At 41.9% G+C, this 13,622-nt stretch carries 10 protein-coding genes; 3 read left to right on the top strand and 7 right to left on the bottom strand.

The annotated features are described in order from the left end of the window. Positions 1-130: 130 nt before the first annotated feature. On the bottom strand, positions 131-817 hold the full coding sequence (locus RTR63_RS03785; RefSeq protein ID WP_312522745.1) for a YcxB family protein: 687 nt from the start codon (positions 815-817) through the stop codon (positions 131-133). Between the two features lie 293 nt (positions 818-1,110). Between RTR63_RS03785 and serS the strand changes: the two genes are divergently transcribed. Further along, positions 1,111-2,376: a serine--tRNA ligase gene (gene serS, locus RTR63_RS03780; protein ID WP_060994290.1), complete on the top strand. Its 1,266-nt coding sequence runs from the start codon at positions 1,111-1,113 to the stop codon at positions 2,374-2,376. Positions 2,377-2,754: 378 nt separating this feature from the next. Further along, positions 2,755-4,233 (top strand): anti-phage dCTP deaminase, encoded by a 1,479-nt coding sequence (locus RTR63_RS03775; protein WP_312522743.1) that lies wholly within the window; start codon positions 2,755-2,757, stop codon positions 4,231-4,233. Positions 4,234-4,311: 78 nt separating this feature from the next. Here the strand turns inward: RTR63_RS03775 and acnD are convergent, their stop codons facing one another. From acnD to prpB, 4 genes are all read right to left on the bottom strand, one after another. Beyond that, positions 4,312-6,918 (bottom strand): Fe/S-dependent 2-methylisocitrate dehydratase AcnD, encoded by a 2,607-nt coding sequence (gene acnD / locus RTR63_RS03770; RefSeq protein ID WP_312522741.1) that lies wholly within the window; start codon positions 6,916-6,918, stop codon positions 4,312-4,314. Further along, positions 6,915-8,651 carry an AIPR family protein gene (locus tag RTR63_RS03765; RefSeq protein WP_312522739.1) on the bottom strand — a complete coding sequence of 579 codons (1,737 nt, stop codon included), beginning with the start codon at positions 8,649-8,651 and terminating at the stop codon, positions 6,915-6,917. The genes acnD and RTR63_RS03765 overlap by 4 nt, the downstream gene beginning before the upstream one ends. Before the next feature lie 90 nt (positions 8,652-8,741). Next, the gene (prpC, locus tag RTR63_RS03760) at positions 8,742-9,911 is read right to left on the bottom strand and encodes a bifunctional 2-methylcitrate synthase/citrate synthase (protein ID WP_312522737.1); all 1,170 of its coding nucleotides are present in this window, start codon (positions 9,909-9,911) and stop codon (positions 8,742-8,744) included. A 90-nt stretch (positions 9,912-10,001) separates the two neighbouring features. Continuing rightward, positions 10,002-10,895, bottom strand: coding sequence for a methylisocitrate lyase (prpB, locus tag RTR63_RS03755; protein WP_312522735.1), 894 nt, complete (start codon positions 10,893-10,895; stop codon positions 10,002-10,004). 378 nt (positions 10,896-11,273) lie between these two features. On the opposite strand from prpB, the gene RTR63_RS03750 reads away from it, so the two are divergent. Continuing rightward, positions 11,274-11,633 (top strand): hypothetical protein, encoded by a 360-nt coding sequence (locus tag RTR63_RS03750; RefSeq protein WP_312522733.1) that lies wholly within the window; start codon positions 11,274-11,276, stop codon positions 11,631-11,633. A 108-nt stretch (positions 11,634-11,741) separates the two neighbouring features. On the opposite strand, the gene RTR63_RS03745 is transcribed toward RTR63_RS03750, so the two are convergent. Beyond that, positions 11,742-12,053 carry a DUF3144 domain-containing protein gene (locus RTR63_RS03745; protein ID WP_065263831.1) on the bottom strand — a complete coding sequence of 104 codons (312 nt, stop codon included), beginning with the start codon at positions 12,051-12,053 and terminating at the stop codon, positions 11,742-11,744. Positions 12,054-12,139: 86 nt separating this feature from the next. Further along, the gene (metK, locus tag RTR63_RS03740) at positions 12,140-13,306 is read right to left on the bottom strand and encodes a methionine adenosyltransferase (RefSeq protein WP_007115720.1); all 1,167 of its coding nucleotides are present in this window, start codon (positions 13,304-13,306) and stop codon (positions 12,140-12,142) included. Positions 13,307-13,622 lie beyond the last annotated feature (316 nt).

Below are 13,622 nucleotides of genomic sequence, written 5' to 3'. Positions count from 1 at the left end.
CAAACATTTGGCACAGCTGTGTGCAAATTTGGTAAATAGTTTTGCTTGCTGCCATAAAAAAACTGCAGTTTCTTGGCTGCAGTTTTTGTGGTCATCAATAATTAGTTTTTTCTTAATCGTTGTCTTAGTCTTAATTGTTTTCCGGGAAATATTTATCAGTCGGTTTGTCGGTTAAATCAAAACCTGGTTGTCCGATGTTTTGCTGTAAATGATGACGTAGGGTATCAATCGGGAATTTTTGGTTGGCAAGGCGTTTGGGGACGATTTGGCTACCTTGTTGGCTTTCACCCGTTTTTGGATTTTTGACATCAAACATCATAAAAATATAATCAGGCGTTTCTTGCCAATTGGTGACACTATCCCATTTGATAACCGCTTGCTGCATACCGCTGCTACGTACCAAAGGCTGATTGTAGCCGCGTGGCATGGCGGGCATGTTGGGGGCAGGCATGGACATCACTACCCCGTGCTGCTGTACGCCAAGCTTGATTTGTTGCATCTCTGGGGGCATACTTTGGCTTGCCATTTGTTTTTCAAATTCTCGTTTGACATACCATTTAAGACCGTAAGTACGCGCCAGCAAATAAATCACCACACCCACGAGCATCAACCAAAAAATAATGGTGGAATAACCGTGCACAAAAATCAGACCTAAAATCGCTAGCACCACAATGACTGCCAAAATTGCCCAAGTTTTTGGGGTGATTTTGGTCAAAGTTTGGTTGTTGGCATCAAACAGCTGTAGCTGTGCTTGACGAAACTCGTCCTCGGTCAGATTCAAATTCACAGGTTGTAGGGTGTAAGGGTACAGAGCCATAAATAATTCACTCACTATCAAACGATAGTTACAAAACGATAAAAGAAGGCTTATCTTACCCAACCTTGACCCAAAAATAAACCTAACAACGCACTTTTTGATAAATTTTTGTTTTACCGCCAATGCAGCGAGGGGCGAACGCCGATAAGCGCATACCGATAAATCGTCAATTTGCCGTGTATTTCTAGTCGCTACCGTGAAAAATCGCTGCAATCTTGGTATCATACACGCTGATATCAACAGCCATTTTGCTGCTTTAACTCAAGTTTGAACAATTTAAGGAACTTATCGCCATGATCGACCCAAAATTACTGCGTACAGAACTAGACACGGTCGCTGAAAAACTTGCCAAACGCGGCTATGAGCTTGATAAAGCATTTTGGCAGCAAGTCGAAGAACAGCGCAAATCCATTCAAGTCAAAACCGAAGAATTACAAGCCAAAAAAAATGCGGGCGCCAAACAAGTCGGCTTGATGAAACGTAATGGCGAAAATACGGACGCCTTGATGGCAGAAATGGCAACCATCAGTAGCGACATGAAACAAGCGGAAGACGCGCTCAAAGCCTTGCAGGAAAAAATTCAAGCGGCAGCTTTAACCATCCCAAACTTGCCTGATGACAGCGTGCCGGCAGGTAAAGATGAAAACGACAATGTCGAAATGCGTCGATGGGGCGAGCCGCGCCAATTTGATTTTGAGGTCAAAGACCATAGCGACTTGGGCGAAGATTTGGGGCTACTTGACTTTGAAATGGCGGCAAAACTGACTGGCTCACGGTTTAGCGTGCTAAAAGGTCAACTTGCCAAACTCAACCGCGCCTTGATTGCGTTTATGCTTACTACCCATACTGACAAATACGGCTATACGGAAATGTATGTGCCCTATATGGTCAATGCCGACAGCCTACTGGGTACAGGGCAGCTACCAAAGTTTGAAGAAGAGCTATTTAAGCTGCGCGGTGAAAAAGAGTATTACCTAATCCCCACGTCAGAGGTGCCGCTTACCAACAGTGTGCGCGACAAAATCCTAGACCCCGAAGCTCTGCCCATCAAAGTGACTGCCCATACCCCCTGTTTTCGTAGTGAAGCGGGCAGTGCCGGGCGAGATACGCGCGGCTTGATTCGTCAGCACCAGTTTGAAAAAGTGGAAATGGTGCAAATCGTCCATCCTGAGACTTCAATGCAAGCCTTAGAGGACATGACAGGACAAGCGGAATATATCTTGCAGCAGCTTGGCTTGCCGTATCGGGTGATTGTGCTGTGTGGTGGTGATATGGGCTTTGGCGCGGTGAAAACCTATGACATCGAAGTGTGGCTACCGTCTCAGACTACCTACCGTGAAATCTCAAGCTGTTCAAACTGTGGCGACTTCCAAGCGCGGCGTATGCAAGCGCGTGTCAAAGACGGCAAAAAAACTGAGCTGGTGCATACGTTGAACGGCTCAGGTCTTGCGGTGGGTCGTACTCTGCTTGCCATCATGGAAAATTACCAAAATGCGGATGGTACGATTACGGTGCCTGAAGTGTTACGTCCGTATATGGGCGTGGAAAAAATCGGTTAAGCAAAAAAAACAGCCAGTCATAACTGGCTGTTTTTTTTGACCAATCAATAAACCTGCCTAAGTTATTTGGATAAAGTAGGCGAGAGAGTGGGTATTTTTTGTGGTTAAAGATCAATATGGGTAAGGCGATGAGAATAGGGAATACTTCTAGAAACCAAGTCGCGCGGTAATGGTTTTAAATAATTGATATTATTAAAAAAATTTTTAAAAATACCAGTAAATTTGAATGAAAGGTTTTGTTAGATTGAGTCATAAAGTGAAGGGATTACATAATATTATTCATTAAAAAATTTATATTTTAAAAATTTTGTATAATAAAAAAATATATAGATTATACTGCAAAAAGAAACATTTTTATTCGTATGAAAAGGAAAAATTATGCCATTAAGTAATATACCCACAAAAGAGCAGTTTCTAGTTATCGGGCTTGTTGGTGCCGTTGGTAGTAGTCTGAAAACTTTATCAAATGTTCTCAAGTCAATATTCAATGATGACTTTAATTATAGTGTTGAAGAAATTTCAATTTCCAAAGCATTTCTTGAGAAAAGAATTACTGAACACTGGTCAAACTCCTTTGAAAGATATACCAAACTTATGGATGAGGGTAATAGTGTTAGAAAGAAATATGACAATAGATATTTATCTGATAAAGTCATTGAGTATATTGCAAATGCAAGGTCAAACAGTAATGAGAAAAGAATAGTATATATTGTTAATTCGTTAAAGCATGATGAGGAAATCAAAAATCTGAGAACAGTTTATGGTAGAAATTTTTTCCAAGTTTCTCTCTATGAATCACCTGTTAAAAGAAAAGATGTATTGATTAATGAAGTTGGTATGAATGAGGAGGAAGCAGAAAATATAATAAAGCGTGATGAGGGGGAAGAAAATGACTATGGGCAACACACAACAGAGGCATTCCATCTAGCTGATTACTTTATTAAATATGATAATAGATCTTCTATTCACTTACGTAATTCGTGCGAAAGGTTTATTTCATTATTATTTGGACAACCTTATATAACTCCGACATTCAATGAATTTGCGATGTATATGGCATTTACTTCAAGTTTGCGCTCAGCAGATTTATCACGACAAGTTGGAGCAGTTATTTCAAAAGATAGAAATATTATTTCAACAGGTGCGAATGATATTCCAAAGTTTGGGGGTGGCCAGTATTGGCCAGAGTTTGATGAAGAAACTGGAAAAATCTATGATTTAAAAGGGGGCAGAGACTACATGCTTGGTCATGATAGTAATCAAGTGGAAAGGGAAAAAATTGTTGAAGAAATTTTCAATAATATTGTTAAAAGCTTCAATTCGTATTTTAATGATGATCAGGTATTACATAAGGAAAATAAAGATACCTTAAAAACCATTATTAAACAAAGTCCATTGAAATATATAACCGAATATGGAAGAGTTGTTCATGCAGAGATGGATGCTATATTATCCTGTGGGAGAACACATAACTCGACAATTGGCACTTCGATGTTTGTAACAACTTTCCCCTGTCATAATTGTGCTAAACATATAATTTCAGCGGGTATTAAAGAAGTATTTTTTATTGAGCCATACCCAAAAAGTAAAGCCTTAAAACTTTGGAAGGACTCAATTTCAATTGATAATCAAGTAAATAAATTAAATTTTGAACCTTTTGTCGGTGTTGGCCCTAAAAGTTTCTTAGATTTATTTTCTATGTCACAAGGTGATGGTAAAAAAATCGTAAGAAAAAAAGATGGTAAAAAAGTTGAATGGGATTCGAAAAATGCAACCCTTCGATTAGGACAAAATTTATATTCAGTTAAAGAAACTGAGAAAAATGTTATAGAAAAACTTAAAAAATATAATTTTTAAATTACATTTAAAAAAATAAGACATAATTAACTTATGTCTTATTTAAGTTATCAAATATGTGAATTTTTTAGTCTTATATTACGCCACTTCACCTTTTAAGAAGTCTTGCGCGAATTTTTGTAACACGCCACCGGCATTGTAAGTATCCACTTCCGCTTGGGTATCAAGACGGCACGTCACCGGCACTTCAAGCGGCTGAGAGCCTTCTTTATTAATCACCAGCGTCAAATCACAACGTGGCGAGATGTCACCAATCACATCATACGTCTCAGTCCCATCTAGCCCTAGCGTGATACGCGTCGTCCCAGCTTTAAATTCAAGCGGCAGCACGCCCATACCGATAAGGTTGGTACGGTGAATCCGCTCAAAACCTTCCGCCACAATCGCTTCTACCCCAGCTAGGCGCACACCTTTGGCAGCCCAGTCACGGCTAGAGCCTTGACCATAATCCGCGCCTGCGATGATGATGAGTGGCTGCTTACGGTTCATGTAGGTCTCAATAGCTTCCCACATCCGCATCACTTGACCTTCAGGCTCAACGCGAGCCAGTGAGCCTTGTTTGGTACTGCCATCGTCATTTTTCACCATTTCATTGAACAGTTTTGGATTGGCAAAGGTGGCACGTTGCGCGGTTAAATGGTCGCCGCGGTGGGTGGCATAGCTGTTAAAATCTTCTTCGGGTAAGCCCATTTTTGCCAAGTATTCGCCTGCTGCCGAGCTTGCTAAAATCGCATTGGAGGGCGACAAGTGGTCGGTGGTGATATTGTCAGGCAAAATCGCCAATGGACGCATGCCTTTGAGGGTGCGTTCACCGGCTAGCGCGCCTTCCCAGTAGGGTGGGCGGCGGATATAGGTTGACATAGGTCGCCAGTTGTACAGTGGGCTGTCGGCTTTTTCGCTGCGGTCAAGGTTGAACATCGGGATATAGATTTGACGGAATTGTTCAGGTTTGACGTGTTTTGCCACAATCGCGTCAATCTCTTCATCCGATGGCCAAATGTCAATCAGGCGAATCTCTTTACCATTGACCACGCCAAGCACGTCTTTTTCGATGTCAAAACGAATCGTCCCTGCAATCGCATACGCGACGACTAATGGCGGGCTTGCTAAGAAGGCTTGTTTGGCATACGGGTGGATACGTCCATCAAAGTTGCGGTTGCCTGATAGCACCGCCGTGGCATACAGGTCGCGGTCGATGATTTCTTGCTGAATCGCAGGATCTAACGCACCCGACATACCGTTACAAGTGGTACAGGCAAATGCCACGATACCAAAGCCGAGTTTTTCCAGTTCCGGCAATAGGTTAGCGTCTTGCAAGTACAATTCAGCCACTTTTGAGCCAGGGGCGAAGGATGATTTCACCCAAGGTTTACGGGTCAAGCCAAGTTCGTTGGCTTTTTTGGCAAGTAATGCCGCTGCCACCACGTTACGAGGGTTTGAGGTATTGGTACACGAGGTGATAGCCGCGATAATCACCGCACCATCAGGCATTAAGCCATTCTCTGATTCAGGCACGGCTTCACCTTCGGCATGGGCAATGCCTTTGGCAGAAAGCTCAGAAGTCGATACGCGCGCGTGGGGATTTGAAGGACCTGCCATGTTACGGGTCACGAGTGACAAATCAAACTCAAGTACACGCTCATAGTCGGCATTGGCTAGGTCAGATGACCAAAGCCCTGCAGTTTTGGCATAGTTTTCCACCAGTTCGACTTGTTTGTCTTCACGCCCTGTGAGGCGTAAATAGTCGATGGTTTGCCCATCAATATAAAATAACCCTGCGGTTGCACCATATTCTGGGGTCATGTTGGCGATGGTGGCGCGGTCACCGATGGATAGACTGTCTGCGCCTTCACCGAAGAATTCCACATAGGCACCGACTACGCGCTCTTTACGCAAAAACTCAGTCAATGCCAACACAATATCGGTGGCGGTGATGCCTGCTTGGCGTTTGCCTTTGAGGTGTACGCCCACGATATCAGGCAGTCGCATCATCGATGGGTGACCGAGCATCACGGTTTCTGCTTCCAGTCCACCGACACCCACCGAAATCACCCCCAGTGCATCCACGTGCGGGGTGTGGCTGTCTGTACCCACGCAAGTATCTGGGAACGCGACGCCATTTTGTACTTGGATAACAGGTGACATTTTCTCCAGGTTGATTTGGTGCATGATGCCATTGCCTGCGGGAATCACATCGACGTTTTCAAAGGCAGTCTTTGTCCAGTTGATAAAGTGAAAACGGTCTTCGTTGCGGCGGTCTTCGATAGCGCGGTTTTTTTCAAACGCATCTGGGTCATAACCACCACATTCCACAGCAAGCGAGTGGTCAACAATCAGCTGAGTTTGCACCACAGGGTTGACCTTGCTTGGGTCGCCACCTTGCTCAGCGATAGCATCACGCAAGCCTGCCAAGTCCACAAGGGCAGTTTGACCTAAGATGTCGTGACACACCACACGCGCAGGGTACCAAGGAAAGTCTAACGTACGCTCGCGGTTGATGAGCTGTTTAAGCGCAGCGGTCAATTCATTTGAATCAGTGACTTTACGCACCAATTGCTCAGCTAAAATACGCGAGGTGTAGGGAAGTTTATCATACGCGTCTGGGGTGATGTCGTTCACCGCTTGGCGGGTGTCAAAGTATTCTAAGTCGGAGTTGGGTAGGGTTTTTTTGTATTGGCTATTCATTTGATAACTTCTCCTTGTTGTGCGGTATTTAAATCATTTTGTCTAGAAATAAGTTTATTTGTAAAATCCTTACTTCTGATGGCTTGATTTTTATCAATCTTCATCGTAGACAATTCATTTTCAATAATTTCTGTACATTTTTTAAAAATAGGGTTTATTTTTTGAGAATTAGAACAATATGCTATCATTTCATTTATACCAAAAGATTTAGTTTTCTTATTTTTAAGGTCTCTATATACTAGTAATGCAATCTGATATTTAAAGGATTTAAATTTATTTAATTTAGGTTTTTTTAAATAGTAATCAAGTTTATTAATTATCAGTGCAGAAAGATAATAATTCGATAATTCATTTTTATTTTTAAATAACTTACTGCTATTGCTTTCTAAAAGTTCACCAAAGTAACGGTGTGTACTTTGCGGTTGTTGTAATTGAGTTGCAACATAAGCTTTAATTTGTGAGGCTAAAGTTATAATTTGATTGGATTTAATATTAGGTACATTTAGATATTCTTTAGAACGTCTTTCATAAAAAATTGGATGAGTGATATCCTTTGATTTAGCTTTATAATATTCCTGCAAGTCTTTGTGAAACGGTTTTAAGGATTCAAAAGCTTCATCTTTAACTTCCGTTTGTCTATTAGTAGCTCTTATAATTTTATTTGTAACGTCTAAGTCTATTGTCTCAATCACCTTTAAAACAATTTGAGTATCATTTAATAAGTTTTCTCGATTGGCAAAAAGTATATGGCTTGTTTGACATCCATTAACAATCTGAAAATCAGTAAGTTTCATTTTTGAACCAATTTTCTCTACTTTTTTTGCAATAATTGTTATTCCATTATTCATAAGAGAAAGTAAAAGTTGATTTTTAGATGATATAATGGTATCCCTAATTTCTTTATTGACTTTGTTATCGCCCTGAAAATCACGAATATTATCGTAAAATAAATCTTTCGATAAGTTTTTATTTTGGTCTTCGATTAAACTAAGGTAATCTAGTACAGAAATATTTCCTATGTATGCTTGTCTTACATTGTATTCGTCAGGCATATTTGGTAATGAAACATGATTATTGAACGGTATTTCTTTAACAATCTTTCTGCTAATTTCTCTATATGTTTCTTTCAATTTGTTGGCATCATAAAAATCAATTTTAATTTCATTCTTGAAAAAACTCTTTGCTTCGAGTTCACTAAGTTCCATTTTAACCTTGCCAGTAATTTGCTTTGGCTCTTTCCACTCACCAGAACTAACGAAGAAAAGTTTTAAAACAGGACTCTCTTCATCGAAATTTATAGATTCTTTATAAATTTTATCTTTGATTAAGCGTAAAGATTTTATCTTATCATTTTCAGGCAAAAATGATTCTGGGCTAAAAAAATTTTTCACTCCTGAAATAAAATTTCCTACTTGTGATCCATCAAATTTTGGTGAGGATTTAGATTGTATAAGAGCGAAAATTACATTTAAACTACCATTTTGTTTTCTTAAAAAATCAATTTCAGTTTCATCTGTAATAATATTTCCATTTACAATAATTGCTAAACCATCTAAGGCAGTATCATCTCCTCCGCCTGTTGATAAATTATCTAAATTAATGTCACGTGGATATAATTTAGAAATAATATTAAAATTGACAAAATCCTCAAATGAATCATCTAGAGATTGTTCTTCAAGTTCATGTTGTTCAATAAAATTTAGCAAAAAGCTTTTTAAGATTTCATCTTTCATAATAAGTTTCCGAGTTGAAATTATGTATCTAATAATGTATAAAGCTACTAGAAATATTAGTAGCTTTATGATTTTTCAAAACAATAACCATTAACGCTTATCTAACGGCACAAATTTTTGGTCATCAGGGCCTGTGTAGTTGGCAGAAGGACGGATGATTTTGCCATCGGCACGTTGCTCAAGCACGTGCGCTGACCAACCTGCGGTACGCGCAATCACAAATAATGGGGTAAACATGGCTGTCGGCACGCCCATTTTGTGGTAGCTGACCGCTGAGAACCAGTCGAGATTTGGGAACATTTTTTTGTTGTCCCACATCACGGTTTCTAGGCGTTCTGCCACGTCAAATAGGGTCATGTCGCCCGTTTCTTTGGACAAGTTGCGAGCCACTTCTTTGATGACCACGTTGCGTGGGTCGCTCACGGTATACACAGGGTGACCAAAGCCAATGATAACTTCTTTTTTCTCAAGACGCTCAAGGATGTCTTTTTCTGCGTCGTCGGCACTGCGGTAGCGTTTTTGGATGTCATACGCCACTTCATTGGCGCCGCCATGTTTTGGACCTTTAAGTGCACCGATTGCGCCTGAGATGGCGGAGTACATATCCGAGCCAGTCCCCGTAATCACGCGGCTAGTAAAGGTTGACGCATTGAACTCATGCTCAGCGTATAAGATGAGTGAGATGTGCACGGCTTTGATATGCGATTCACTAGGGGCTTCACCTTGTAGGAGTTCAAGGAAGTGACCGCCAATGCTGTCTTGGTCGCTCTCAAGGCTGATGACTTTGCCATTGTGGCTATAGTGGTACCAGTATAGTAGCATTGAGCCTAATGAGGCGATAAGCTTGTCAGCGATATCACGGGCTTCTGAGGTAGGTTGGCTTTCACGCTCAGGTAAGGTGCAGCCCAGTGCTGATACGCCGGTACGCATCACATCCATCGGGTGGGCGTGGGCAGGCAAGGCTTCTAACACCGCCAGTACATTGACCGGCAAGTTACGCAGGGTTTTGAGTTTTTTCTTGTACGCCGCTAGCTCATGACGGTTTGGCAAATGACCATGAATCAGTAGGTGCGCTACCTCTTCAAACTCGCTGTCTTTTGCCAAATCCAAAATATCATAACCACGATAGCTTAAGTCATTGCCTGTACGACCTACGGTACATAGGGCAGTGTTGCCCGCTGGTACCCCTGATAGGGCAACGCTTTTTTTGGGTTTTGGCTTGTTGTCGCTCGCGTCTGTCACTGGGGTATCTTTTGACATGGTAAAACTCCTTTTTAGCTTTATTAAATGTTTGGCATTCAGTGTTTAGCCTTAAATATTTGGCATTAAGTGTTGAGCATAGTTCGCCAATTATTTTTTTGATTTAAATAATGCGTCAAGTTTTTGCTCATATGAGTGGTAATTTAAGAAATCATACAATTCCATACGGGTTTGCATGGTGTCAACCACAGAGGTTTGTACGCCTTCATCTTTTAAGGCTTGGTAGACATTGAGGGCGGCTTTGTTCATCGCACGAAACGCAGATAATGGATAAAGTACCATGTCAACGCCCACGTCAAACAGCTCTTTAGTGCTATAAAGGTCGGTTTGCCCAAACTCAGTCATATTGGCAAGCACGGGAATGTCTAACACGTCGGTAAATTTGCGGTACATGGCGATATCGGTCAATGCTTCAGCAAAAATCATGTCCGCGCCTGCTTCTTGAAACGCCACCGCACGTTCAACCGCAGCCTCCAAACCTTCCACTGACAGCGCATCGGTTCGTGCCATCACCACAAAATCTGGGTCAACTTTGGCATCCAGCGCAGCTTTTAGTCGGTCAACCATCTCGCTGGTTGAGACGATTTCTTTGTTGGGGCGATGACCACAGCGTTTTTGCGCCACTTGGTCTTCGATATGGACTGCGGCAACGCCTGCTTTTTCCATCTGTTTGATGGTTTGGGCGATGTTAAATGCGCCGCCCCAACCCGTGTCGATGTCAACCAATAATGGCGTGTCAACCGCATTGGTGATACGGGTAGCATCAGTCAATACATCGTTAAGGCTCGTCATACCGAGGTCGGGCAAACCAAATGAGGCGTTAGCAACACCGCCACCTGAGAGATAAATCGCTTTATGACCGACTTGGCTTGCCATCATGGCAGTATAGGCATTGATAGTGCCAACGATTTGAAGGGGACGACCTTCGGCTTTTTCAGACTCGATGGCGTCACGGAATTTGCGACCTGCAGAGATAGGTGCCATGTTGCTTCCTTTTTACATGATTGAAGGGGAAAATAGCAAAGTTAGGGTTAATCAGCCCTGCTTTAGGTTTAGGGCAAGGCAGGTTATTTGCTGCTTTGCCTTAGTATATCCATAAGTATACGCACAAAAAAACTGGCTGTCAGTACGCTGTTTTTAAAAACTAAATTAAGTAAAAATAAAATTATGCGTAAAATGAATAGTAAACTTCTATTTTTACATAATTAGTCGCTCTAACTTTTAAAAGGTGAATATTTTGCGCAAAGTGTGAAGTGTTTATTTACATTTATTTACAATAAATAGGCGTTCGTTGCTACATTCTTCTAAAATAAGTTTAACAAACTAGGCATGATATACAGGTTGAAATTTGAGGAATTACTTATGGCACAATCAACGTTACCGAGTCATATCAAACAACTGGTCGATAAAAAAAACTACGTCATCGCCATCAAAACCCACGCACAAGAGCAGGGGATTAGCTTAGACGAAGCAAAACAACAAATTGATGCGTATGAAAATCAAGCGTTAGCGGCAAACAGTCAAACGCCGTCTACAGCCCATCCTGCGCCATCAGCAGGGGTTAAAGAGCAAGGCTTTAGCACATTGACACAAGGGCTTGATAATCATCTTAAACAAGAAAATATCACCCTACCGTTATTGCCAAGATGGGTGAAACGGGTGAGTGTGATTATCTTGGTCATCTTGATAATAGGTTGGTTGTTTTATCGATGGTTTAAATAATTAATTGTTCAAATAATTGCGGGTTTAGATGATAAGCACTGCAATAAAAAAAGCGTATGACGATTCAATACGCTTTTTTAATGAAATGCTCGTGTTGTTGGACTGCAATTAATTGCCAATTTGCATGTATTTTTGGAAGTTTTCGGCATAGTCGTCAATATTGTCAGACAACATTCGCTCAAAATTCTTGGTGAAATGTTCGATAATATCTTGCTTTTCTTTGGCATAATCAGCGCCTTTGACAAAGCCCGTTGCCGCTGTCCATGCGCTAAAACGTGCGACCGCATACAACATGGAGGCATTGATTTTACCTGCGTGTATATCATCGGTGCGAAGGGTATTGGCAAGCTGGATAAACTCATCAGCACGCTCATAAAACGCGTTCATTTCTTCGGTGATTTGGTTGGTGTTTTCGCTCATAACTTTTCTCTAATTCTCTACCATCAATTAAACGTTAAAAAGGTGCGTAAAACGCACCCTACAAATCTTGTACTACGTCAATAAAATTATAAACCTGCGTCTGCTCTAAGTAGTGCTGCGCGGTCAGTACGCTCCCAAGTAAAAGCGGTTTCAGTGCCTTGGCGACCAAAGTGACCATAGCTCGCTGTTTGCTCATACATGGGCTGGAGTAGGTTAAGCATACGCGTGATACCATACGGACGTAAATCAAAATGCTGGCGGATAAAATCGACAATCTTGTCATCGCTGATTTTGCCCGTGCCAAAAGTGTTGACAGAAATAGAGGTTGGCTCTGCTACACCGATGGCATAACTTACTTGAATTTCACAGCGCTCCGCCAGTCCTGCCGCTACGATATTTTTGGCAACATAACGCCCTGCATAGGCTGCACTACGGTCAACTTTTGATGGGTCTTTACCTGAGAACGCACCGCCGCCGTGACGCGCCATACCGCCATACGTGTCTACGATGATTTTACGACCCGTCAAACCCGCATCGCCCACAGGACCACCAATCACAAATAACCCGGTTGGGTTGATATGATACTTTGTGTCCTTGTGCAGCATCGCGGCTGGAATGACAGGCTTGATGATTTCTTCCATGACTGCTTCATGCAAGTCTTTTTGCGAGATACTTGGATCGTGTTGGGTTGATAGTACCAGCGCATCAATAAACGCAGGTTTGTCGCCATCATAGCGTACCGTGACTTGCGCTTTGGCATCGGGACGCAGCCACGCTAATGTGCCGTCTTTACGCAATTGCGCTTGCTTTTCCATCAAACGATGGGAAAACTGAATGGGGGCAGGCATCAACACATCCGTCTCATGGGTGGCATAACCAAACATCAAACCTTGGTCACCGGCACCTTGCTCTTCAGGGCGCGAGCGGTCAACACCTTGGGCGATTTCGGGAGATTGTTTGCCAAGCATATTGATAACCGCACAGGTGGCGCCATCAAAGCCTAATTCTGAGCTATTGTAGCCAACGCGCAGAACGGTATCACGCACGATTTTTTCAAAATCAACATTGGCGGTGGTAGAGATTTCACCCGCCAGCACCACGCCGCCTGTTTTGGTCAAGGTTTCGCACGCCACACGCGCATGAATGTCTTGCTCAAGGATGGCGTCAAGGATAGCATCAGAGATTTGGTCAGCGAGTTTGTCTGGGTGACCTTCACTGACGGATTCAGAGGTAAATAGTTGATATTCACGCATTTAATTTTCTCATTACATCAAGGGTGATAGAAAATTAATCGCTTTGCAAACCTATCTCTATTTTACATCTTCAAAACGAGAACAAAGCAAAAATAGAAAGTCACGGACTGCGATACAGCACGAGCAAGTTTGCAAAATGATTAACGAAAAAATGATTAATATGACTAATAGCAAAATGACTCATACAAGTCATTGCCGCTACAGTGGAAAAAGTTAGGGGATATTATAAGGGATTTTGCCAAATTAACCTAATGCTTTTAAATGCCTAACTGGAATAGGTTAATGGGGTAATTTGAACAAATTTGATGAGGGCTGG

The sequence above is a fragment of the Moraxella sp. CTOTU47724 genome, from assembly GCF_032014955.1.
GTDB classification, from domain to species: Bacteria; Pseudomonadota; Gammaproteobacteria; order Pseudomonadales; family Moraxellaceae; genus Faucicola; species Faucicola tetraodonis.
The sequence above is the reverse complement of the archived record's forward strand: the minus strand, read 5'-3'. Positions and strand labels throughout refer to the sequence as shown.

Coding starts and splice junctions, on each gene's coding strand:
- RTR63_RS03785 (WP_312522745.1), bottom strand. CDS start 817: ATGGCTCTGTACCCTTACACCCTACAACCTGTGAATTTGAATCTGACC.
- serS (WP_060994290.1), top strand. CDS start 1,111: ATGATCGACCCAAAATTACTGCGTACAGAACTAGACACGGTCGCTGAA.
- RTR63_RS03775 (WP_312522743.1), top strand. CDS start 2,755: ATGCCATTAAGTAATATACCCACAAAAGAGCAGTTTCTAGTTATCGGG.
- acnD (WP_312522741.1), bottom strand. CDS start 6,918: ATGAATAGCCAATACAAAAAAACCCTACCCAACTCCGACTTAGAATAC.
- RTR63_RS03765 (WP_312522739.1), bottom strand. CDS start 8,651: ATGAAAGATGAAATCTTAAAAAGCTTTTTGCTAAATTTTATTGAACAA.
- prpC (WP_312522737.1), bottom strand. CDS start 9,911: ATGTCAAAAGATACCCCAGTGACAGACGCGAGCGACAACAAGCCAAAA.
- prpB (WP_312522735.1), bottom strand. CDS start 10,895: ATGGCACCTATCTCTGCAGGTCGCAAATTCCGTGACGCCATCGAGTCT.
- RTR63_RS03750 (WP_312522733.1), top strand. CDS start 11,274: ATGGCACAATCAACGTTACCGAGTCATATCAAACAACTGGTCGATAAA.
- RTR63_RS03745 (WP_065263831.1), bottom strand. CDS start 12,053: ATGAGCGAAAACACCAACCAAATCACCGAAGAAATGAACGCGTTTTAT.
- metK (WP_007115720.1), bottom strand. CDS start 13,306: ATGCGTGAATATCAACTATTTACCTCTGAATCCGTCAGTGAAGGTCAC.